24 protein-coding genes and 1 pseudogene are annotated in these 22552 nt (G+C 39.7%); 18 read left to right on the top strand and 7 right to left on the bottom strand.

The features are described from left to right. From G6Q06_RS00435 to G6Q06_RS00415, 5 genes are read left to right on the top strand one after another with little or no spacing between them, the layout of a single operon-like run. On the top strand, positions 1-990 hold the full coding sequence (locus G6Q06_RS00435; protein ID WP_240329126.1) for an HlyD family secretion protein: 990 nt from the start codon (positions 1-3) through the stop codon (positions 988-990). A gap of 1 nt (position 991) precedes the next feature. Next, complete coding sequence (locus G6Q06_RS00430) at positions 992-2044, top strand: ABC transporter permease (RefSeq protein ID WP_240329125.1); 1053 nt, start codon at positions 992-994, stop codon at positions 2042-2044. Beyond that, complete coding sequence (locus tag G6Q06_RS00425) at positions 2041-3147, top strand: ABC transporter permease (protein ID WP_163533075.1); 1107 nt, start codon at positions 2041-2043, stop codon at positions 3145-3147. Before G6Q06_RS00430 ends, G6Q06_RS00425 begins: the two co-directional genes overlap by 4 nt. Beyond that, positions 3140-3829 (top strand): AzlC family ABC transporter permease, encoded by a 690-nt coding sequence (locus tag G6Q06_RS00420; RefSeq protein WP_163565377.1) that lies wholly within the window; start codon positions 3140-3142, stop codon positions 3827-3829. The genes G6Q06_RS00425 and G6Q06_RS00420 overlap by 8 nt, the downstream gene beginning before the upstream one ends. A gap of 4 nt (positions 3830-3833) precedes the next feature. Then, positions 3834-4169 (top strand): branched-chain amino acid transporter permease, encoded by a 336-nt coding sequence (locus tag G6Q06_RS00415; protein ID WP_163535199.1) that lies wholly within the window; start codon positions 3834-3836, stop codon positions 4167-4169. On the opposite strand, the gene G6Q06_RS00410 is transcribed toward G6Q06_RS00415, so the two are convergent. Continuing rightward, positions 4166-4729, bottom strand: a complete 564-nt coding sequence (locus G6Q06_RS00410; RefSeq protein WP_240329124.1) for an outer membrane beta-barrel protein — start codon at positions 4727-4729, stop codon at positions 4166-4168. The genes G6Q06_RS00415 and G6Q06_RS00410 overlap by 4 nt on opposite strands. Positions 4730-4949: 220 nt before the next feature. Here G6Q06_RS00410 and G6Q06_RS00405 point away from each other — a divergent pair, with 220 nt between their 5' ends. The 4 genes from G6Q06_RS00405 to G6Q06_RS00390 are packed head-to-tail and all read left to right on the top strand — an operon-like array spanning position 4950 to position 8296. Then, complete coding sequence (locus tag G6Q06_RS00405) at positions 4950-6056, top strand: MlaE family lipid ABC transporter permease subunit (RefSeq protein ID WP_163563831.1); 1107 nt, start codon at positions 4950-4952, stop codon at positions 6054-6056. Then, a complete protein-coding gene (locus G6Q06_RS00400) occupies positions 6049-6837 on the top strand; it encodes an ABC transporter ATP-binding protein (RefSeq protein ID WP_163533080.1) in 789 nt (262 codons plus the stop codon). Before G6Q06_RS00405 ends, G6Q06_RS00400 begins: the two co-directional genes overlap by 8 nt. Beyond that, on the top strand, positions 6822-7697 hold the full coding sequence (locus G6Q06_RS00395; protein WP_163565375.1) for an MlaD family protein: 876 nt from the start codon (positions 6822-6824) through the stop codon (positions 7695-7697). Before G6Q06_RS00400 ends, G6Q06_RS00395 begins: the two co-directional genes overlap by 16 nt. Beyond that, positions 7694-8296, top strand: coding sequence for a hypothetical protein (locus tag G6Q06_RS00390; RefSeq protein WP_163565374.1), 603 nt, complete (start codon positions 7694-7696; stop codon positions 8294-8296). The genes G6Q06_RS00395 and G6Q06_RS00390 overlap by 4 nt, the downstream gene beginning before the upstream one ends. Here G6Q06_RS00390 and G6Q06_RS00385 read toward each other — a convergent pair. Together G6Q06_RS00385 and crdR are read right to left on the bottom strand one after the other, a co-directional pair. Beyond that, positions 8286-9512: a sensor histidine kinase gene (locus tag G6Q06_RS00385; protein ID WP_205435687.1), complete on the bottom strand. Its 1227-nt coding sequence runs from the start codon at positions 9510-9512 to the stop codon at positions 8286-8288. The genes G6Q06_RS00390 and G6Q06_RS00385 overlap by 11 nt on opposite strands. Then, positions 9509-10156, bottom strand: a complete 648-nt coding sequence (gene crdR / locus G6Q06_RS00380; protein ID WP_163535213.1) for a copper response regulator transcription factor CrdR — start codon at positions 10154-10156, stop codon at positions 9509-9511. The genes G6Q06_RS00385 and crdR overlap by 4 nt, the downstream gene beginning before the upstream one ends. An 87-nt stretch (positions 10157-10243) precedes the next feature. Here crdR and hypE point away from each other — a divergent pair, with 87 nt between their 5' ends. From hypE to G6Q06_RS00360, 4 genes and pseudogenes are all read left to right on the top strand, one after another. Then, a complete protein-coding gene (gene hypE, locus G6Q06_RS00375; RefSeq protein ID WP_163565372.1) occupies positions 10244-11242 on the top strand; it encodes a hydrogenase expression/formation protein HypE in 999 nt (332 codons plus the stop codon). Positions 11243-11339: 97 nt separating this feature from the next. Continuing rightward, positions 11340-11525, top strand: coding sequence for a hypothetical protein (locus G6Q06_RS00370; RefSeq protein ID WP_163565371.1), 186 nt, complete (start codon positions 11340-11342; stop codon positions 11523-11525). After that, positions 11522-11752: pseudogene (locus G6Q06_RS00365) on the top strand (HP0729 family protein); the annotation flags it as partial. The gene G6Q06_RS00370 and the pseudogene G6Q06_RS00365, both read left to right, overlap by 4 nt. A gap of 232 nt (positions 11753-11984) precedes the next feature. Next, complete coding sequence (locus G6Q06_RS00360) at positions 11985-12962, top strand: zinc-dependent alcohol dehydrogenase family protein (protein WP_163565369.1); 978 nt, start codon at positions 11985-11987, stop codon at positions 12960-12962. A gap of 47 nt (positions 12963-13009) precedes the next feature. Here the strand turns inward: G6Q06_RS00360 and pdxA are convergent, their stop codons facing one another. Genes pdxA through G6Q06_RS00345 form a run of 3 tightly spaced genes read right to left on the bottom strand, consistent with a single transcriptional unit; the run spans position 13010 to position 15661 of the window. Next, complete coding sequence (gene pdxA / locus G6Q06_RS00355) at positions 13010-13933, bottom strand: 4-hydroxythreonine-4-phosphate dehydrogenase (RefSeq protein ID WP_163565368.1); 924 nt, start codon at positions 13931-13933, stop codon at positions 13010-13012. Continuing rightward, positions 13923-14705 (bottom strand): pyridoxine 5'-phosphate synthase, encoded by a 783-nt coding sequence (locus tag G6Q06_RS00350; protein WP_163565367.1) that lies wholly within the window; start codon positions 14703-14705, stop codon positions 13923-13925. The genes pdxA and G6Q06_RS00350 overlap by 11 nt, the downstream gene beginning before the upstream one ends. Then, the gene (locus tag G6Q06_RS00345; RefSeq protein WP_205435743.1) at positions 14696-15661 is read right to left on the bottom strand and encodes a glycosyltransferase family 4 protein; all 966 of its coding nucleotides are present in this window, start codon (positions 15659-15661) and stop codon (positions 14696-14698) included. Before G6Q06_RS00345 ends, G6Q06_RS00350 begins: the two co-directional genes overlap by 10 nt. Before the next feature lie 92 nt (positions 15662-15753). On the opposite strand from G6Q06_RS00345, the gene G6Q06_RS00340 reads away from it, so the two are divergent. Continuing rightward, entirely contained in the window at positions 15754-16308 is a 555-nt protein-coding gene (locus G6Q06_RS00340) for a phosphatase PAP2 family protein (RefSeq protein ID WP_163535119.1), read from the top strand. 87 nt (positions 16309-16395) lie between these two features. Next, the gene (locus tag G6Q06_RS00335; protein WP_163565366.1) at positions 16396-18075 is read left to right on the top strand and encodes a methyl-accepting chemotaxis protein; all 1680 of its coding nucleotides are present in this window, start codon (positions 16396-16398) and stop codon (positions 18073-18075) included. Positions 18076-18123: 48 nt separating this feature from the next. Here G6Q06_RS00335 and selA read toward each other — a convergent pair whose 3' ends face one another. Then, positions 18124-19434, bottom strand: a complete 1311-nt coding sequence (gene selA / locus G6Q06_RS00330; protein WP_163565365.1) for an L-seryl-tRNA(Sec) selenium transferase — start codon at positions 19432-19434, stop codon at positions 18124-18126. Between the two features lie 70 nt (positions 19435-19504). On the opposite strand from selA, the gene speA reads away from it, so the two are divergent. From speA to G6Q06_RS00320, 3 genes are all read left to right on the top strand, one after another. Next, positions 19505-21379: an arginine decarboxylase gene (speA, locus tag G6Q06_RS00325; protein ID WP_163533091.1), complete on the top strand. Its 1875-nt coding sequence runs from the start codon at positions 19505-19507 to the stop codon at positions 21377-21379. Positions 21380-21452: 73 nt separating this feature from the next. Continuing rightward, positions 21453-21587 carry a hypothetical protein gene (locus tag G6Q06_RS08675; RefSeq protein ID WP_275896935.1) on the top strand — a complete coding sequence of 45 codons (135 nt, stop codon included), beginning with the start codon at positions 21453-21455 and terminating at the stop codon, positions 21585-21587. A 2-nt stretch (positions 21588-21589) separates the two neighbouring features. Beyond that, positions 21590-22489 (top strand): carbon-nitrogen hydrolase, encoded by a 900-nt coding sequence (locus tag G6Q06_RS00320; protein WP_163533092.1) that lies wholly within the window; start codon positions 21590-21592, stop codon positions 22487-22489. Positions 22490-22552: the final 63 nt, after the last annotated feature.

The following is a 22552-nucleotide window of genomic DNA, read 5'->3' as shown; positions in this document are numbered from 1 at the left end:
ATGAAGTCATCTAAAACACCTGTTATTTTGGCCGGCTTTATCGCACTAGGGATTTTATTTTGGCTTTTTAAACTCTACTACCAAGCCTATAACCACAAGCAACAGCGCTTACAGGGTTTTATTGAGGCAAGAGAATATAGCGTAAGTTCTAAACTAGCCGGACGCGTAGAGAATGTGTTAGTCAAAAAGGGAGATTTTATTAAAAAGGGTTCTTTGGTTTTTACCATTAATAGCCCTGAAGCAGAGGCTAAACTCTTACAAGCTAGCTCTAGCCATAAGGCTGCTAAAGCCATGCGCAATGAAGTGTTGCGGGGTACGCGTAGCCAAACAATTCAAAGCGCTAAAGATGTTTATCAAGCTGCTAAAGCCCAAAGCGATTTGGCTGAGGAAACTTATAAACGCATCCAAAGCCTTTATGATAAAGGCGTGGCTAGCTTACAAAAGCGCGATGAGGCTTATGCGGCTTTTCAAAGCGCTTCGTTTAATAAAAGTGCTGCTTACCAACACTATAAACTGGCCCTAGAGGGGGCATCTTCGGATACTAAGATTGCCGCTCAAGAAAAAGAACAGGCGGCTTTAGGCCAACTTAATGAAGTACAGGCTTTTTTACAAGATAAGAATGCCTATAGCCCCATTGATGGGGAGGTGAGTAATGTTTTACTTTATAGTGGAGAACTTAGTCCAAAGGGTTTTCCTGTAGTTTTAGTGATGGATACGGCTAATGCTTGGCTTAGCTTGAGCATACCTGAAAAATACCTGAGTCGTTTTGCTGTAGGTTCTACTTTTAAGGGTTATGTGCCGGCTTTAAAAGAGAATATAGAGTTTAAAATCACCCATATTGCTGTCATGGGGGATTTTGCAACTTGGAAAAGTACAAATGCTAGCCAGAGCTATGACATGAAAAGCTTTAATATTGAAGCCACTCCCTTAAAAGATATGCAGCATTTACGGGTGGGCATGAGTGTACTTGTAGATATGCCGCAAGAATAAAATGTGGGCTAAGTTTTTAAACGATCGCTTTAATTGGGCAATTTGTACCATGCCACTCTTTCTAGGGCTTTTAATGGCATGGATTTTTTACCAGCAGATCCCTACGCGGCTTAATGTGGGGTTAGTAGATTTAGATAAAAGCCATTTAAGCCAAGAGATCATTAGTAGCCTAAATGCGAATAGCGCTTTGAATATCAAATATTTTTACAGTAGTTTAAGAGAAGCTAAGCCAGCTATTGCCTCTAAGGAAATTTATGCCGTAGTGGTTTTACCCCATAACTTAGAGCGCCATGTTAAACTAGGGATTAAAACCCCACTAGCTCTTTATTACAATGCTGAATATGTGTTGGTAGGTAAAACCCTTGCTAATGCTTTTTTACAAACCCTAGTTACGATAGATATAAAACAAGATGTGGCGCGCAATTTAAGTACCCACCATGATCTTACTATGGCTAAGGCTCTAGCTTTCCCTTTGCATGTCAATTTACACCCCCTCTACAACGAGCACAATAACTATTCTCAATTCTTACTCACCGCTATTTTGCCTTGTATGTGGCAGATCTTAGTCGCTCTTGGCATGCTTAATTTTTTACAACACTGCGTACATATCCGAGAAGTTTTAACGGCTCTAGGGCTTAATACCCTTATTTTTAGCCTTTGGGGTACTTTATTAGTGGCTTATCTTAAACCTTATAATGCGCACTGGGGGGTGTTAGCTCTAGCGGTGGTTTTATTAGTTTTAGGGGTTTCTAGTGTGGTCATGTTTTTCCATGCTCTCATTAAAGACCCAGTACGCACGGCTTCTTTTGTTGCAGCCTATACTGCCCCCTCCTTAGCCTTTGTAGGGGTAACTTATCCTATAACTAACATGTCTACTTTAGGAGAATTTTGGAGTTCTTTACTCCCCATTAGTTATTTTGTTAAATGCTACATCGCCCTAGCGCATTATCAAGAAGGTTTACGCCTAGCTTTAAACTCTTTAAGCCAAATGCTCTTTTTCCTACTCTTTTTGCCCTTAAGTTTGTTAATTCTACAAAAAAAGGGGGTGGCATGATAAAGGCATTGGCTCAAGAATTTAAAGCCATTTTTAGTAATTTTGCTGTGCTTTTTATCATCATAGGCGGGCCTTTATTTTATGCCTTTCTCTATCCCCTCCCTTATAAAAACGACATTGTAACCCACCAAAAAATCGCTTTAGTAGATAAAGATCAAAGCTTTTTATCCTACAAACTCACCCAACTACTAGAAGCCACCCAAGAAATGAGCATTGCATACTTCCCTAGCTCTTTACAAGAGGCCAAAAAACTTTTAGAAGAGGAAAAAGTATATGGTATTGTGTTTATCCCCGAGTTTTTTGAAAAGCATGTTTATACCGGCGTACCCGCTAGTGTTGAGCTTTATGCCAATGCTAATTATTTTTTAATTTATGGTGCGATCGCCCAAGCTACTTTGGGTACAATCCAAGACCTGAGCCATAAAATTAAAATAGATAGAGAACGCTTTTTAAGTGATCAGACTAGAGAGCATGAACTTTTTTCCTTACAAACAATTCCCTTATATAACTACTCCTTAGGCTATCTTAACTATGCCCTATCTCATGTTTTGCTCTTTATTTTGCACCAAACCCTTTTAATTGGCACGGGGATTTTAACCACCACCACCCCTAAGTGTTTCCCAAACTTATTAGAATCTTTAAGCTTTGTTCTTATCCGTTGTTTTTGTTTTAGTTTTATCTATTTATTTTTAGTCTTGTTGTATTTAGGGGTTCTTTTTAACTATTATGGTATCCACACCCATGCTAACCCTTTAGCGCTACTTATCTTTGCTATGATCTTTATCTTCTCTACAGCTAGCTGTGGGGTGTTATTGGGTACTTTTCTTTCCAAACCCGTCCAAGCCACTCAAATTGTACTTCTTTCTTCTTTGCCCTTAATTTTTATGATGGGCTTTATTTGGCCTGCTGAACTCATGCCCTCTTTTTTACAAATACTTTTACAAGTAGTCCCAGCCACCCACGCTCTCTCAGGCATGGTCATGCTTAATCAAATGGGGGCTAGCTTAAGCGTAGTGATTAAACACATCGGCGCTTTAATGGCCATTTCTCTAGTGGCTTTAAGCTGGAGTGCTTGGCGTTTAAAAGAGATCAAACATGCCTAAAAAAGCTTTTTTACTAGCCATTCAAGAAGCTTTCCCGCACACTTTACCTATTTGTCTTGGCTATACACTGATGGGAATTACTTGGGGGGTTTTGTGCAAACAAGATGGGCATGGCCTCTTATTTATCTTGGGGGTTAGTTTATTTATCTATGCAGGGGCTGTGCAGTTTATGCTAGTAGCCCTTATAGAAATTAAGGCTAGTTTACTCAATATTTTTTTGCTCGTACTTCTGGTTAATATCCGCCAAATGTGCTATGCCATCTCCATGCTTGAGCCCTTTGCCTCCATGCAAAAAAAACGCATTCTTTACATGGCCCATACCCTGAGTGATGAAACTTTTATGCTTTTAAATCTTACTAAACCCCAAAAATCTAGTAGCCAAGATTTCATGTTTGCCATTGCCCTACTTAACCATGTATACTGGGTTTTTGGGTGTATTGCTGGAGGATTACTAGGCGGTAGTTTTAATCTGAATGTAGCGGGCATGTCTTTTATTATGGTGGCTATTTTTGTGGTGATTTTTATAGAACAATGGAAGAGTACAAATCGCCATGCAAGTGCTCTCATTGGTCTGGGTTCTGCAATTATTTGTTTTTTACTCTTTGGCAAGGCGCATTTTCTATTGCCTACTTTGATTCTTATGGGGCTTATTTTTCTCTGCTTTAGACGCCAACTTGAGTAAACGCATGGATTTGTATTTATATTTAGCATTAGCCATCACCGGTCTTACAACATATGTTATGAAAGCTTGGCTTTTTGTGTTTTTTAGCGGTAAAAAAAGCGCGCCTGTTTTACTCTATTTAGGGCGGGTTTTGGGGAGCGCTGTTGTTAGCATGCTTATTATTTATGGATTAAAAGATAGCCCTTTAAATAGCGCGCCTTATGGTCTTAATGAACTAGTGGCGCTATTAAGTGTGGTGGGGTTACATTTATACTTGCGGATTTTTGTTTTAAGCATTGTGGGAGGAACGGGGGTATATATGTACTTGGTCCAAAGCAGGGTGTTAGAAAATCTCTTTTAAAATTTATAAAGATACATGATATTAAACATCTCAGAAGTTTTAAAGTACTTAGAATCTGGAAGGCTTTTATCAGTAGGGAGAATTTTAAACCCCGCTTCAATGCGGTGCTTGGAGTAAAGAGTAAGAGAGATACCCGCTTGGGCAACCACCCCAAAGGCTTTCACCTCTTCTTTATTGCGTATTTGAAATTGTTCATTATCCATATAAAGCATAAACCCCGCACCCACCCCCCCATAAAAGCCTAGGAAATGTTGGTAAGAGCGACTTAAACTAAATTCAATAGGAAGAGATAGCCCGGCAGAGACCATTCCAAAAAAAGAGTTCGTTCTAGGGTTATTAAACTGCCAATTAGCCTCAGAGGTGGCTAAATCTAAATCAGCAAAAACCTTAAGCCCTACAGAGTTATTAAAATAGCTTTGAAAACCCCCCTTAAAACTCAACACAATGGGAAAATTCTGTGGTGAACTATTATTCGTACCTGCCTTAATACTAAGAGTGCCAAGCCCCCCGCCAAAAAATCCGCCATTTTTAGCCTTGAGTTGCTTTTGTTTGTTATACAAGCTAGTAAACCTGTTTCTCTCTTTAGACAAAGATTTTAGGAGTTTGTTAGAATGGCTCTTTGCTCCTAAAAAACTTAGAGCAAACAAAACAATAACTAGCAACTTAAGCTGCAGAGCAAAGTATATACCCAATGTTTTATTTATCATAGATGTTGTATAATTCTACCATAACATAAATGGCGGTGGATATGTCAGTGTCTCTTACTAAGGGGGGTTTTTTTTGGTAAGTTCTGCCTATATCCAGTCGCGCACCCTTGTTTTACAAGGAAGTTGGGATTTTAAAACTTCTGCTAAAGCTTTGACCCACTTAAAAACTATTCTTAAAGACGCCCCTCCCATAGAAGCCATTGATTTTAAAGGTGTAGCTAGTTTAGATTTTGTGTTTTTAATGTTGCTTTATGATTTATTAGGCCGCCGTAAACCTGAATTTCTCAACCCTAGCGCTTATAATGCAAGAGTCTTAGAGGTAGTAGAAACTTGGGTTAGGGCTAATCCTAGCATTTTAAAACAAGAACATGTTTCTCGTGTTTTTATCAACCCTTTAGAAAAATTAGGGCGTGGAGTTGCCTCCTTTTATAACACTTTGCTCAATACTTTTAATTTCTGTGGCATGATTATTTACTATGTAGGCTTGGCCTTTATACGCCCTAAATCTGTATGCTGGACGCCTTTAATCCACCATATCCATGAAAGCGGGTTTAAGGTTTTACCCGTGAGTATTTTAACCGTCTTTGTAGTGGGCTTTGCTATTGCTTTAGAGGGAGCGGTGCAGTTACAAGAATTGGGCTTTCCGATGATGAGTATTGAGATGACGGCTAAACTTGCCCTAAGGGAGATGGGCCCCTTTATTTTAGCACTTGTAGTGGCCGGGCGGAGTGCTTCTAGTTTTACCGCCCAAATTGGGGCCATGAAGATTACAGAGGAATTAGATGCTATGGAGACAATGGGGCTTAACCCTTTTGCTTTTTTAGTTTTGCCTAGAGTCATAGCCTTAGTTATTGCCATGCCCTTGTTGGTGTTTTTAGCCGATGCTTTTGCACTCTTAGGAGCGATGATTGCTATTAAATACCAACTAGGGATAGGCTTTGCCCACTATGTTGCGCGCTTGCATGAAAATGTCGGCTTATCGCATTTTTTTATCGGGCTCATTAAAGCCCCTTTTTGGGGATTTGCCATTGCTTTAGTAGGTTGCATGCGCGGGTTTGAGGTTAAGGGCAATACAGAGTCTATTGGGCAACTCACCACTATTAGCGTGGTCAATTCCTTATTTTGGATCATCTTTTTAGACGCCCTTTTTTCGGTGATCTTTAGTAGACTTGATGTCTAATATCACTTACTCTCAAAAACTCATCGTGGTGGATAATGTCTATAATGCCTATGGGGATCGCTTGATTCATCGGGGCGTGAGTTTTGAAGTGTTTAAAGGGGAGATATTAGCTATTTTGGGAGGAAGTGGGAGCGGGAAGAGTACCTTACTGCGCAGTTTAATTTTACTCAACCGCCCCATTAAGGGCGTGATTAATGTTTTTGGGACAGATATTTGGAAACTCAAAGATCGCCAAAGAGATCAAATTTTACAGCGTATAGGGGTGTTATTCCAATTTGGAGCGCTTTATAGCTCGCTTACGGTTTTAGAAAATGTAGGGGTGATGTTGGAGGAATATAGTTTTTATCCCAAGCAAAATATTCTTGAAATTTCTAAAATGTGGCTGGATCGAGTAGGATTAGATCCAAGTGTGTATTATCTATATCCTTACGAACTTAGCGGGGGCATGAAAAAGCGTGTGGGATTAGCCCGTGCAATGGCGACTAATCCTGAAATTTTATTTTTAGACGAGCCTACAAGTGGTTTAGACCCTTATTCGGCCGATACATTTGATGCATTGCTTTTATCGCTTAAAGAAGCGTTACACTTAACCGTGGTGATGATCACCCACGATCTAGACTCGGTTAAAAACACGGTGGATCGTTTTATCATGCTCAAAGACGGGTTGATTGATTTTGATGGTACACTTAAGGATTTTATTGAGCATGTTAAAACCCACCCCTTAGAAGAGGGCAATTTATTTAATTCCACACGAGGAGAGAAGTTTTGGAAAGGCATGTAAACTACACTCTCATTGGCGGCATTTTCTTAGCTTGTATGGTGTGTATGGTGGTCTTTATTTTATGGCTTGGGCATTTTAATTTAGAAGATAAAGATTACATGGGTTATGTGATGTATACCGATAAAGATTTAAATGGGATAGGGGCTAATACACCCATTAATTATAAAGGGATTCAAATTGGTTCTGTTAAGCATGTGGCTTTTGATAAGGGGCATTTGGGAATGGTGAAGTTAGATTTGCGTATCCAAAGCCGCGTACCCATTCATAAGGACTCTTCATTAAAAGTTGAATCTCAGGGTTTGGTGGGGTTAAAATATTTAAGTCTCATACAAAGCGACTCTAAAGAGTTTTATAGCCAAAATGATAGTGAGCGGGTTTTACGCTACGAACAGAGCTTTTTAGAAAAACTCACCAGTAGTGCGGGGCATATTTCTAATGAAGTCCTCTACATCATTAAAAGCATCGATCAAATTTTAAGCCCCCAAAATATTGATAATATCAGCAAAACCATTGCCTCTATCCAAAAGGTTACAGGAGGATTAGATAATACCCGTTTAGCCTTAGAGCGCCTATTAGATAAAGCAACCCAAACAGCAGAACAAGCCACAAAGACGCTAAAAAAAGGCAATGGTTTTCTTGAAAGTGGCCGTACTTTAGCCGAGCATGGCGATCAACTTGCGCTTAACATCAATAAGAAAGTTCAGGATAAACAATATGATTTTAAAACCATGCTCACCCCCTTGATCATGCAAATGGAATTGAGTCTACGAAACATTGATAATTTTGTACAAAAAGGTTCTAGCTTGATTGATAAATTTGATGCCAACCCTTATAAAACGATTTTTGGAGATAGAAAATGAAAAAACACATCGGGTTGGTGTGTTGTTTTTCTGTACTTTTTTCAGGTTGTTTGAATCTTAATCTTAAGCAAATGTTGCCAGATGTGAAAGATTATGATCTCAATACAACAGGGTTTACAGCCCCCACTTGTTCACAAATCCATGATATAGGCCTTGTTGGGATTCAAAGCGCAGATTTATACGATACTAAACAAATTGTCTTTAAAAATGCTCAGGGGCAAGTCTATTATGCCAAACATACAAAGTTTATTGATCTGCCTAAAAACATGCTTAAAAACATGCTCCTTTTACAAGCAGCCAAACACTGCCTTTTTATCTCGCGCCCTCCTCATATCACAACCCCCTATGCCACTATCAAGTTAGATATTCTCTCCCTTGCTATTTTAGAACAAAATGGGCAGTATCAAGCACAGCTAGTACTAGATTATTCTTTAAACACACCATTAGGTAGCCAGTATAGACGCATCACCCAAAGCCAAACAATCGCTGCTAAAGAGTCTGATGAGATTTTAGAAATCAAGGCGCTACAGCATGTCAGCCTTAAAGCCATTACTGAGATTTTAGAACAAATCAAGAATGCAGATGAAACTAAGCATTAAGTGATTTAGTCTGGGCTAAGCTTGGAGGAAAGCACACCTTAAAAGTGTTTTGATAGTAGCGCGAGGAGGGGATAGGATCGCTACTAATTTCTAATCTAAGATCGTAGCGTTCACAAATTTTATGCACTAGATCCAAACCAATCCCATAACCTTTTTTATGGACATCTAGGCGGCTATAGCGTTTTGTGAGGGCTTCTATTTTAGCTGTGGGGATAGCCTGCCCACTATTACACACACTCAAATCTTGATTTAACACCACTTGAATAAAACCTTGCGGGTGGTTGTATTTAATTGCATTCATGAGTAAATTACTCACTAGAGTAACCATATCCTCCTCGCACGCTTCAAAGGTTTTAGGTTCTAAATGGCTTTTGAGTTCTAACTCATAAAAGGCAGCCATTTGATCTAAAGAGGCGATTTGCTGGGCGACTAATGTTTTTAAATCTAAAAGCTGGGTATCTAGGTTTAAATCCTGTGTTGAGATATAAGCAAGGCGGTAGTAGAGGTGAGAAATGCGCTGGGCGCTGGCTAGAATGCCTAAAAGTTTGGGGTTATTCTCTTGTTTAAATAAGGCTTTAGCAGCAATGAGTAAAGCAGCAATAGGGGTATTTAACTCGTGGGCGAGGTCTTGGCTAAAAGCACTAATGCGCGATCGTTCATCGGCTAATGGTTTTAAAAATAGCCGTGCTAGAAAGAAAGACATCGCTCCCATACAAATAAACACACCCGAAAAGATCAATAACACGCGCCGGTATAACGATGCAAATAAATGGTGGGGGTGTACTTCCTCTATTAGCACTAAATCCACTCCCAAATGCCCAAAAGTTTTATTATCCACCAAATAAAAAGCATCTTTTTGATCTAAAAACAAAGGAAAGGAAGTGGCATGCCCAAAAAAAGCTAGACTTGTAGCGTTACCAAAATTGTGGTTATAGAGCACATGGCGTTCTCCATCTAGCAGTACAAAATGCAGGTAACTATACCTACGGGCTAGAGTCTTAAAGGGTTCGTCCCAATGGTGCATGTGGGCTTCTATGATGTCTTGAGTAATCTCATTACTCTGGGCTTGCAAACGCACTTGGGTATTTTCTAAGATAAGACTTTTGGCATTGTGTAAAAATAAAAGCGCGATGAGGGTGATGAGTACAAAGGAAAAACCTAGCAACAGCGCAAAAAAACGCCTTAAAGATTGTTTTTCATACATGTTAAGTTTCATGGAATCCTCAAACAATAGCCTAAACCCTTGATATTTTGGATATGTTCCTTACCCAAGAGTTTACGCAAGTTTTTAATGTGGCTGCGCAAAGTAGAATCATCTACCTCGTTTTCATAATGCCACACATTGGCCATGATCTGCTCATGCCCTAAGATTTGGTTTTTATGTTTGAGAAAAAATTCTAACAAGCATTTCTCCTTGGGGGTTAAAAAATAATCTTGATCGCCTCTTTGTAAAACTCCATTTTCATAAAAACAATCTGAATTAATTTGTACTCTAGGGGGTGTTAATAAACGCTCCATGCGCAAATACAATTCCTCTAGGTCAAAAGGTTTTTTAAGATAGTCGCTAGCTCCAGCATGGAAAGCCCGCCGCAAAGTTTGCATATCGCTACAGACACTAATAAAAATAGCCGGGGTGGTGATGTTTAAATCTCTTAGAATCTGTAAAATTTGAAAACTATTGCCCTCAGGTACTTGCACATCTAGTAATAATAGATCAAAATGCTGTTGGCTTAAAATATCCATTGCTGGTGTTTTATCATAAGCGCTCACGACGATAAACCCCGCGTGCTTTAAAAATTCCTCTAGCATGCGGTGCAATAAAACATCATCTTCTAAGAGAAAAAGTTTTTTCATCTTTATATTGTAGCATTTTGACTACAAATACACTTGTAAAATTTTTAATAAAAACCACTACAATAAACTTAAAAAACATCGCTAGGGAGATTCATGCTAGATCGCGTTGCCTTAAGTTGTGGGAATGGGGGTAAGCAGAGTTTAGAACTCATTGAACAGATCTTTAAACCTTATTTGGGGGAGTTTTTATGCGCTGATGGAGAAGATGGGGGCGTGTTTAAAGCAGAGGGTGCATGGGCAATGAGTACAGATAGCTTTGTAGTTGATCCGCTTATCTTTGCTGGGGGCGATATAGGCAAGCTTAGTGTGTGTGGGAGTGTGAATGATGTGTGCATGGTAGGATCAAAGCCTACTTATTTGAGTGTGGGTTTTATGCTAGAGGAGGGGCTTGAAATCACACTATTAGAGCAAATTTTAGCCTCTATGCGCACAGAATTAACATTAGGCGGACTCAAGCTTTTATCTTTAGATACAAAGGTTTTACCCAAAAATAGCATGGATAAAATCTTTATTAACACCACCGCACTAGGCCCGACTATCTATCCTAATTTGAGTGCTAAAAATCTTAAAGAGGGGCAGAGTATTATCATTAGCGATTTTATTGGTAGCCATGGGGCTTTACTCTTTGCTTTGCGCTCTGAAATCCAGCTAGGCGTATCCTTACAAAGCGATTGTAAACAACTTTTTCCTATTTTAAAGCCACTTTTTGCAAGTGGATACCCTATTTATGCCTTGCGCGATGCAACAAGGGGTGGATTAGCTGCTGTACTTAATGAATGGGCGCGCGCTTCTTTAGTAGATATTGAAATTAAGGAGGCTGATATTCCAGTATTAGAGGAGGTGCGGGGGGTGTGTGAAATCTTGGGGTTAGAACCCTATGTCTTGGCTAATGAGGGGGTATGCGTACTGAGTGTTGGTAGTGTACATGCAACTAGTGTATGTGAAATTTTAGCTAAGAGTGGAGCAAACCCGGCCATTATAGGGGCTGTGTGCAAACAAAGCCAAACCCCTAGGGTGTTTTTAAAAAATGCGTGGGGGTCTAGGCGTTATTTAGAAATGCCAGAGGGTGAGTTATTGCCTAGAATTTGTTAAAAGGGGGGTTTTGTGTTAATGGAGCGATGAGGGGCACAGCAATAGATGAGGTTTAAAAAAGTTAGGGTAGAATTAATCCATTTTAAGAGGAGTTAGTATGATCAAGCCTCAGTCTTTTAAATATGTGTGTTCTTGTGGGTATTCTAAAGTGGTGTCTTTTAAAAGCGATTGTTTGAGCGCAATGGATATTGCTAGCATAAGCCCTACATGCCCTCAATGCCAAAAAACTATGGAAAAAAGGCCACTGAGTTTCTTCGATCTTTTTAAGGGATTTGGCAAATGAAAGATAACTTACTCATCCTCTACAACCCCTATTATGGGGAGGGCATTATTGAACAACATCTGGCTATTCTAAAAGACAAAGAAGTGGTGGGTTTTGGAAAAATCTATCCTAAAAATAAAGACATGGAACATCCCAATCAAGCAAGACTCCAAGAAATATACAAGAATACAAGCCCCTCTAATCCTTTGCAACTTTTTTTAACCGACTATGCTAATCTTTTTGTGGCCGTGGGAACTTATCAACACGACTATAAGCAAAGAGGCTTGGCCATACTTGCCATGGGTTCTTTCTTTGTTTCTTGGCACTAAATGCGTAAAAATAAAGGGCTATGTGCGTCCTAAGGAAAATTAAGCTACTTTTCTAGAATCTAACACTTCTAGATATTTTTAGCGCGCAAAAATAGGGTAAAATTACCGGTGCTAGCTTTCAATAAATTTTACGAAAGCAAAGGATTTTAAAATGGGCAAACAAATCCAATTTAACCAAACAGGCGGTTTTGATGTATTAGAGATTGTTGGAGTTGATATACCTGCGCCACAGGTAGATGAAGTACAAGTTGCCTTCCATGCATGGGGGCTTAATTGTGCAGAGATCAAGTATTACAGTGAGCAATATACAAATTCGATTCCTGTTAGGTTGGGTTATGATGGTGCGGGTGTGGTGCGCGCTGTGGGTGAACATGTTAGCCATGTTAAAGTAGGCGATAAGGTGAGTGTGATTTCAGACTTTCTGCTAACTAACACTTATATTGAAGTGGCTAATTTACCTGCCAATGCGGTTATTAAATATTTTGAAAATCTTTCTTTTGAACAAGCAGCAGCTAGCTGGATGGCATTTGTTAAAGCTTATAAGACGTTAATTGAGCTGGCTAACTTACAAGCAGGCGAATATGTTGTGTTGAGGATAGCAAGTAGAAGCGTGAGCTTGGCTACTATACAGATTGCTAAAATGCAGGGAGCTACCGTTATTGCGCTTAGCCGTACCCATGCTGAAGGGGATATTTTATTAACAAAAGGGGCGGATTTTGTATTGACCACCCAAGATGACATTACAGTCCGCCTTCTTGAAATCACAAAAGGGCAAGGCGTAGATATGGTGTTTGATCCTTTTTGTGGAGAAGACGCGTACGCGATTTTTAGAGCTATGGCTTTAAACGGACGCTACTTTATTTATGCGGCATTAAGCCATGAGGATATGAGCGTTCCTACATCTGAAATTCTTAGCAAAAACCTTACTCTACGCGGTTATGGATTGTCTAGAATCACCGCAGATGCAGGAAGTCTTAAGCGTGCTAAGGCCTATATTTGCGAGGGGTTAGCCAGTGGCAAACTACGCCCTGAAATTGATCGCGTTTTTCCCTTTGCTGAGATTAGACAGGCCTATGATTATACAATAAAAAATAGCGTACAAATTGGCAGAGTGGTTATCACACTTTAGGCTAAAAGCTAGTTTTGTATTTTTTGTTTAGTAAAAGTAAGGTAGCTTTAAGTAACAATCAACCACTCAAGCGCGTTTTGATAGCTTTTAATGCTTGCCTTATTTTGATAAGCAATATCAAAGGCACAACCATGATCTACAGAAGCGCGTTTGATAGGCAAATTAAGCGAAACATTAATACTCTCCTCAAAATAAAGGGCTTTAAGCGGGGCTAACCCTACATCATGATAAAGCGCAACAAAATAGCGGTGATTGTTTCTAAAATGGGGAGCAAAGGCACTATCTGCGCTAATAGGCCCTAAAAATTTGGGTGTTTCTAAGGATAAATTAGCCTGTTTGATAGCCTCTTGTACCTCTTGATCTTGTATTCCAATTGCGCCCCCATCGCCACAATGTGGATCAAGCCCTAAAACTACAATTTGAGGCGCTTGTGGGAGGGCATGGCTTAAAGTGGTTAAAAATTGCACTAAAGGCTTGACTTGCACACGCGTACTCACTTGGGCTAGAGGAATGTGATCGCTAAAAAGAGCAACCCATAAAGAAGGACAACCTAACATCATAATCGCCTCCTGTTTGTAGCGTTCTCTTAAAAACGCGGTGTGCCCGGGGGCATTAATCCCGGCTAGTTGCCATGCTTTTTTATGAATAGGTAGGGTGCAAACCCCCTTAACTTCTTTAGAATCGGCTAAATTAAGGGCATGTAAAAAACTGGCATAACTATAAAACCCGCTTTCTGCTTGTATTGTTCCGGGCTCAAGTACTGGGATAGGGGCATTAATTTCTAAACAAGACATGTTTTTAAGTGCGTTTGTGTAGCGGTGATTTAGTAGTTCATTGGCTTTTTCTAGTACTTTTAAATGCACACAATAAAGCGGATCACAAATTTGGCTAATCTGGTGGTGGGCTTTAAGAGCGATCTCAGGGCCTATTCCTTGCACATCACCAATAGAAATAGCAATTTTAGCGCGCATGTTTAAGAATCTCTTGCATGTCTTTAATGGCGCGCTCTAACCCTACAATAATAGCCCTAGCCATGATCGCATGCCCAATATTAAGCTCTTTTAAACTTGCAATACGCGCCACTAAACCCGCGTTAAAATAATTCAAGCCATGCCCAGCACACATTTCTAAGCCCATCTTTTCTCCTTGCAGCGCGCTTTGTTCTAATGTATCTAAACTTTGATCTAACATGTTTTTTAAGGCTATATTGCTACTGGGTAAATTTTTAAGGCGGTTTTTATGGTGTTTGAAATTGGAGTATAAAGTGTTATAGAGATTACTAAATTGACCCGTGTGTAACTCCACCACCCGCACGCCTAAATCTAAGGCGCGCTTTAAATTTGTCAAACCTGGATCAATAAAAAGCGCAACTTCTATTTCTTGATCTAAATAGGCTTGAATGGTTTGGGCTAATTTGGGGTGATCTAAATTAAGCCCTCCTTCTGTGGTGATTTCAGCGCGCTTTTCAGGCACTAAAGTAACTTTAAAGGGGCGCAATTTACAAAGAATTTTAGTGATTTTTAAATCAATGGCGCATTCTACATTAACCGGCATAGGCGCGTGTTTAAGAATACTTAACAGATCATCTTCATGGATATGGCGTCGATCTTCTCTTAAATGCAAGGTGATCAAATCCACCCCCACATTTTTAGCAATAAAGATAGCTTCTAGTACATCAGGTTCATGGATTTTGCGCGCCTCTCTAAGTGTGGCGATGTGATCAATATTTAAACCTAAACGCATGGGTTTTCCTTATTATAATTTAAAAGCCATTGATAAAAGAGTAAATAAGCGCATACAAATACCCCAATAAGGCTTAAGAGTAAAAGGGGTTGGTGGCGATAGATAAAACTAATGAGCATGAAGGGTACATTTAAAACAACTAAAGAAAATCCAGTTAAGGCATTAGGATTACAAGATGTTTTCTTAGCGATGAGTTTAAAAACAAGCATGTGTAAATGAAACTCATCGGGTAAAGTTGCTTTGCGTCCTTTTCTAGCAATAGAAAAAAGTACCTCTGTTACCGGATAAATCATTAAGGCTAATCCAAACCACACGCTAACAACTCCCCTTAAGGCTAAATCCATCAAATGCACCCCACACATTAAGCCCAGAAAATAAGCCCCCCCATCGCCTAAGAAAATATAACCTTTAGGAAAATTAAGCATTAAAAAGCCTAGTACGCCTAGTAATAATGCTAAAAGGACATCATTTGGCTCAATCATGTAAAGAATGGCTAAGATCATAGTGCTTAAACCCCCAGCTAGCCCGTTAAAACCATCAATGATATTCATCGCATTAGAAATACCCACTAGCATAAACACACTAAAGGGCAAAGCTAGCACAAAGGGCAAATTAAAAAAGGGGGTAAAGTGGGTGATTACTAGGTGATCTGTATAAACAACACAAATCACCCCTAAAGATTGCAATAACAAACGCCTTTTAGGGCTTAAAGACATGCCTAAATCCTCTAAAAACCCACTTAAAAACACAAAAGAGAGACCTAAGAGTTTTAATAAAGAGAGTTTAAATCCCACTCCTAGAAAGGCTAAAAAAATCCCAAGCCCTCCAGCGCGTGGGGTTTTCTTGGTGTGAAACCCTTGGGGTTTATTAGCATTATCTACAAATAATGAGCTATATTGTGAGATCAGCACAATAACTAAACTACTTAAAAAACTCAGCACCATATACCACACAATCAAGCCCGCTTTTTAAAAGCATTATACCTTAACAAAATGCTATAATGCCACCTATGCTGAAAAAAATATCCCGTATTGGATTGGTATTTTTGTTGTGTACGCGGCTAGTACAAGCTGAAATTTCAGAAGGGGCTAAGGTTTTAGAGGATATTGGCGATGTGCTGCGTTTAATGCCTATTTTTGTAGGGGTGGTGAGTTTAGGCATGCGCGATTATCGCGGAATGGGAGAGCTAGCGGTAGGGAGCTTAGTTACTCAGGGGGTGATTTATGGGATTAAAAATGCCTTCCAAAGCGCCCATGACAGAGGAGCACATGTACCCTTTGCTAAACGGCCATGTTGTGATAGTTGGCGCGGGATGCCAAGCGGGCATGCAGGCGGGGCTTGGAGTGCGGCTGGGTTTGTTTATTATCGCTACGGGTGGAAACCTGCTTTACCTGTGATTGCTCTAGCTATTTTAACCGATGCAAGCCGCGTGGTCTCTTATGAACATAGCATTTTACAAGTGGTGGTGGGGAGTTTGATTGGTTGGGGTTTTGCTTATCTATTCACTTCTAGGTATCGCCGTAACTGGGAACTTTACCCAGAAATTTCTGTGAATGAAAGGGGCAAAACACGCTATGGTCTGCATTTTCATTACCGCTTTTAGCCAAATATTAATATTAGTTTGTAAAAATGCCACACGCCGTTTGTTTTTTTCAATTTAGTTGTGATTTTTAGGATTTAGGATCATTCTATGCGCGTTGGTATTAAAATTCTGCTCAATATTTTTCTCTCTTTAATCATGGTAGGGGTAGTCGTTGTTTTACTCACCAATTTCAAACAACATGGATTAATTAAAGATTTAATCCACACTACAGAGGAAAATGGGACTAAAAAGAAAGAGGAAACTTTGCGTTATATGCTAAAACTCATTGAACATGGGATTCACCGCTATTATCGCATCCAACCCTCTAAAGAACAAGCCCTCGCCTACTCTTTAGACTATCTTAAGGCTATCAATAACGATCGCGCGGTTATTTATATGGTCGCTGTAGATAAAGAAGGGAAGGTACTTTTTGATCCAGTTAACCCCAACACGGTAGGCAAAAGCGGGCTAGATTTACAAAGTGTAGATGGGGTTTATTATGTGCGCGGGTATTTAGAGGCGGCTCAAAAAGGGGGCGGGTTTACCCGTTATAAAATGCCTAAGTTTGAGGGGGGAGTTCCTGAGCCTAAAGTGGCTTATAGTGAGTATGATCCGGTGAGTAATATGGTATTAGTTACCACCTCTTATTACAGCGATATGTTAAAAGATTTAGATAGCGTGGAGAGAGAGGCTAAAAAAGATGTTTTAGAAAGTTCAAAGATTTTAGTATTCTGGATTAGTGGGACAATGGTGTTTATGATTGTATTTTCTGGCATTGCGATTAATTTGACTGTGATTTCTCGCATTAAAGAAGCAGTGGATCAGATTTATAATTTTGGGCAGGGAGATAGAGATTTAACAAAGCGCTTGCGTGTAGGCAAGGGGAAAGACGAACTAAGCAGGATGAGTATCGGGTTAAACACTTTTGTAGAACATATCCAAAAGATCATGTTATCTATCAAGGATAATAGCACGCGTAACCGGTCTTTATCAGACAAATTACAGCAATTTATTTCAAGTGGTAGCACCCGTATTAAAAGCAATGCAGATACAATCCATGCGTTATACCAACAATCTAGCGATTTGGTTTCCTCCGTACAAACTTCTATAAAAGCAGCTGAAGAAGTGGGCGATAAATTAGCAAAAACCCAAACTTCTATTGAGGAGTCTAATGCCTCTTTAAGCGCCATGTTAGAACAAATCTTAGGGGCAGCTAAGACCGAAGAAGAATTGGCTAGCAAAGTAGAACAACTGAGTAAAAACGCAGATAGTGTAAAAAGTATTTTGCATATCATTAATGATATTGCCGATCAAACTAATTTATTAGCCCTTAATGCCGCTATTGAGGCCGCACGGGCGGGTGAACATGGCAGAGGGTTTGCGGTGGTGGCTGATGAAGTGCGCAATCTAGCCGCACGCACCCAAAAAAGTTTAGCTGAGATTAATTCAACGATTGGGGTAATTGTACAAGAAATTAATGATGTGAGTAACCAAATGAATCTAAATTCTAAAAAGATTGAGGAGTTAAGCACGGGTAGTTTAGAAGTACAAGAGCGTTTTAAAGCGATGAGTGCTGATGTGGGCACTGTGGTGCAAAATACCCACACCTTTATCGCTGATTATGCTAAAACAGGCCAAACGATTCACTCTATGGCTTCTTCACTCACTCAGGTAGAAAATGTAACCCATAAAACCCTAGAAGACACAACCGAAATTGGCACTCTAGCTGATTCTTTAAACGCCTCCGCTTCAGAATTAGACGCACAGATTAACCAATTCAAGACTTAGGGTTTAGGCTTAAACTTGCAAGCTTTTAGCGCTGGTGTAGGTGTTTTGTTAGTTTAAAATAACCCTATCAAGTGTTTTACCAATCACTCTAGCCAAATAAGGAATGTCTTTATCAAAGAGAGCATAAACATCTAAGATCACCCCGTTGTGGTGTAATATCCCCGCTACCCCTTGCAAATAAAGCGCCTTGTATAAACTCTCTACGCTACAAGATTTTAAGGCTAATTGTACCCCAAAACTCTCTATTTCTTGGTGCTCCACCCCTCCACCTATTAAAGCTTTTGTAGGCATGATCACGCATTTAAGAGATTTAAGAGGGGTTAGGGCATGGAAAAGCTTGAGTGCTTTATTAAGTAAAGTATCTTTATCTTGATCTAAAAATTCTTGGGTAGGGGTTTTTTGGCCACAGATAAGCCCTTGTAGGCTTTTTACTAGTAAAAATAACTGGATTTTATCCACTCTAAAGGCGCGATAAAGCGGATGGGCACGCAGGGCTTGTATGTGTTTTTGATGGCCTAGCACAATGCCACCTTGTACACTGCCTAGTAGTTTATCCGCACTAAAACTTAGTAAATGTGCACTTTTAAGCGCTTTTTGCACCCCCTCTAACTTTTGCATGCTCCCTAAATCTTCATAAAAAGTTACACCTTTTTCTTGTGCCAATTTAAATAAATCCTTAGAAGATGCAGAGGCGACAAAGCCATTCATAGAAAAATTACTCCGGTGGATACGCGTAATCAGCGTACTAGAAGTACTTAACGCGTGTTTATAATCGCTTAAATAAGTCTTATTAGTACTACCCACTAATTTAAGGTTAGTAACACTCTCTAAGAGTTCATGCGCTCTAAATCCCCCCCCAATTTCTACAAGTTCTCCAAAGGAGAGCAAAGTTTGATTACCCGTACTTTTAGGGGCAAAAACGCTAGCAATTAGTACCAAAGCGCTAGCATTATTATTAAGCACTAAGGCATCTTGAGCTTGAAAAATCACTTTAAGGAGTTCTTGAACTTGAGTGCAACGATTAGCCCGCTTACCTGTGTGTAAATTAACTTCTAAATTAACATACCCACTTAAAAGGGATAATTCTTTAAGGGCTTTTAAATCCAGTACCGCGCGCCCTAGATTAGTGGAGAGTAAAACACCTGTAGCGTTGTAGATGGGTTTAAGCGGTGGGGACATTAAGGCGTTGTAGCGATCTAATAACAACTCTACCCACTGGTTAAAATGGGTGAAAGCAAAGGGTTCTTGGTGGTGTTTGGCTAATAGATTTGTCGCTAGGGATTTAAGAATATGTCTAGGATAGGGGGCTAGAGAGGGGGCGTTTAAAAGGCGATGCATCGCAGGAGGTTTATTTTGCATGGGAGGCATTCTAACACAAAGAGGTTATTTTTAGTTATACTTTAACCTCATCTGGATTTAAGGCGCGCACATGCAAACTTATGGATTGAGTTATTGGGGTAAAGAGGATTTTATCATTGAGGATGGAATGGTAAAGGTCAATGCGGGGAGTAAACCTAGTTTAATGGAAATGGTTTTAGACATGCGCGAACAAGGCTTTAAAGGCCCTTTGTTATTGCGCTTCCCCCATTTAATTGAAAAGCAGGTTAAAAAGCTCTTTAACATGTTTTCTAGTGCCATTGAACAGTATCATTATAGCGGTGCATTTAGAGCGGTTTTTCCTCTAAAGGTTAATCACATGCCTTATTTTGTACTCCCCTTAGTAGAAATTTCTAAGCATTTTGAGGGGCACTATGGATTAGAAGCAGGGAGCAAGGCAGAATTAATTTTAGCTATGAGTTATATCCACGAGGGCGCGCCTATTACAGTCAATGGGTTTAAAGATAAGGAAATGATTGAACTAGGCTTTATTGCTGCTAGCATGGGGGCTGATATTACACTCACCATTGAAGGGCTTAGCGAGCTTAAAAGCATTTTAGAAGTTGCGCTTGAAAATAATACCACCGGTGAAAACACTAGACTTTGCCCTAAAATTGGGATTCGAGTACGCTTACATAGCTCTGGAGTGGGGATTTGGGCTAAGAGTACGGGTATCCATGCTAAATTTGGGCTAGCTAGCACTGAACTTTTAGAGGCCATGCATTTATTAGAAGCCCATGGCCTTTTAGAACAACTTAGCATGATTCATTTCCATATCGGTAGCCAAATTAGCGATATTACCCCTTTAAAAAAGGCGCTTAAAGAGGCGGGTAATATCTATGCAGAATTACGCAAGATGGGGGCGTTTAATTTAAATAGCATTAATATTGGCGGGGGGCTAGCTATTGAATATTCCCAGCACAAACACCGGTGTGGGCGCAATTACACTTTAGAGGAATTTGCCGGAGATGTGGTGTTCTTGCTTAAAGAGATTGTGAAAAATAAAAAGGAATTAGAACCCAATATTTTTATTGAATCGGGTCGTTTCATTAGCGCAAGCCATGCCGTACTAGTGGCTCCGGTTTTAGAGTTGTTTTCTCAAGATTATGATGAAAGTATTTTGCGCTTAAAAGAGAGTAACCCGCCTTTAGTGGCTGAAATGGAAGATCTCTACCATAATATCAACACCAAAAACGCCATTGAATATTTGCATGATAGTTTAGATCACATGGAATCGCTTTTTACTCTTTTTGATCTAGGCTATATTGACTTACAAGATCGAAGCAATGCTGAGGTTTTAGGGCATTTAATCATTAAAAAAGCCATTGGGTTTTTGCGCCACAAAGATCACAACGATATTATCCGTATCCAAGAACAGGTACAAGAGCGCTACTTACTTAATTGCTCCTTTTTCCAAAGTTTGCCTGATTATTGGGGGTTAGGGCATAATTTTCCGGTTATGCCTTTGCATAAACTAGATGAAGAGCCTACAAGAAGCGCGAGTTTATGGGATATTACATGCGATAGCGATGGAGAAATTAGTTTTGATAAGGATAAACCTTTATTTTTGCACGATGTCAATGTTCGCCAAGAGGATTATTTTCTAGGTTTCTTTTTAGTAGGGGCTTATCAAGAGGTCTTAGGCATGCATCATAATCTTTTTACCCACCCTACAGAGTGTTGTGTGCACATACACGCACAAAATGCACCAGAGAGTTTTTCTATCACCAACATTTTAGAAGCCCAGACAATTTTAGATGCCCTAGAGGATTTAGACTATGACACCAAAGAAATGGAGCGCATTTTAAAACAAAAGATTGAGGATAGCGCCCTATTAGACTCTGAGAGTAAAAAAGAAGTACTCGGGCGCTTGTATGTTATGCTGAGTGAAAATGGTTATTTAAAAACCTTAGCCATGCAAAAGTGAAGTGTATTTAGCATAATCAAAACTTTAAGATTTTGTTATAATTTAATTTTAGCCCAAAATTTAGGAGTACTGGATGGAAGATTTAGATCAAGAGGATTTTGATCAAGAAGAGTGGGATGATGGTGAAGATGTTTTAGAGGAGTGGCAATATAATGGGGGGTATGATGATGATGACTATGTGAGTGCGGATAGCGAATATGAAGAGTGAGCATGGCAATAGAGAAAATCCATGTAGCTATTTTGCAACACAGCTATCAAGGCACGCGTACAGCTACTTTGGAGCGCACGGATTACTTACTTAAACAAGCCAAAACACAATACCCTAAACTTAATTTAGTGGTGTTACCTGAATTACACCCCTATCCTTATTTTTGCCAACATGAAGACTCGCAATATTTTGCATGGGCGGATTTTTTTACAGAGGATGTGGCGTTTTTTGCCAATCTGGCTAAGCGCTATGAGGTGGTGTTAGTGAGTTCTTTATTTGAAAAGCGCATGGAGGGGGTTTATCACAATACAGCCGTTGTATTTGAAAAAGATGGCAGAATTCTAGGCAAACAGCGCAAAATGCATATTCCAGACGATCCGCGTTTTTATGAAAAATTTTATTTCACGCCCGGAGACGCTACTAAAGGGTTTGAGCCTATTATGAGTAGTGTAGGCAATCTAGGGGTACTGATTTGCTGGGATCAATGGTATCCGGAGGCGGCGCGAATCATGGCCTTAAAAAAGGCAGATGTTTTAATTTATCCGAGTGCTATTGGGTGGTTTAACGATACAAGCGAGAGTATAGAGGAAAAGCAACTCCAAAAACAAGCTTGGCAAGGCGTACAAAAAGGGCATAGCATTAGTAATGTGATACCTGTGATCACTTCTAATCGCGTGGGCTTAGAAAAAGACCTTTACACAGAAGGGTTATATTTTTTTGGTTCTAGTTTTATTTATGGGGCTTTTGGGCAAGAACTAGCAAGTGCAGGGCAGGAGGAGGCAATTATCTATGCCTGTATTGATTTAAAAGAGAGCGCTAAAATACGCCAAATGTGGCCTTTTTTTAGGGATCGACGCATAGATGCCTACGCAGATATTCTTAAGCGAGTGGGTGATGTTTAACCTACTTTTTTGTTTCCACCACACCCATGGTCTCTAAAAGAGACCGCTACACTAACTAAAAAC

This window comes from Helicobacter suis (assembly GCF_902196135.1).
In the GTDB taxonomy this organism is placed as follows: domain Bacteria; phylum Campylobacterota; class Campylobacteria; order Campylobacterales; family Helicobacteraceae; genus Helicobacter; species Helicobacter suis_A.
This window is presented reverse-complemented; position numbering and strand designations above follow the sequence as displayed.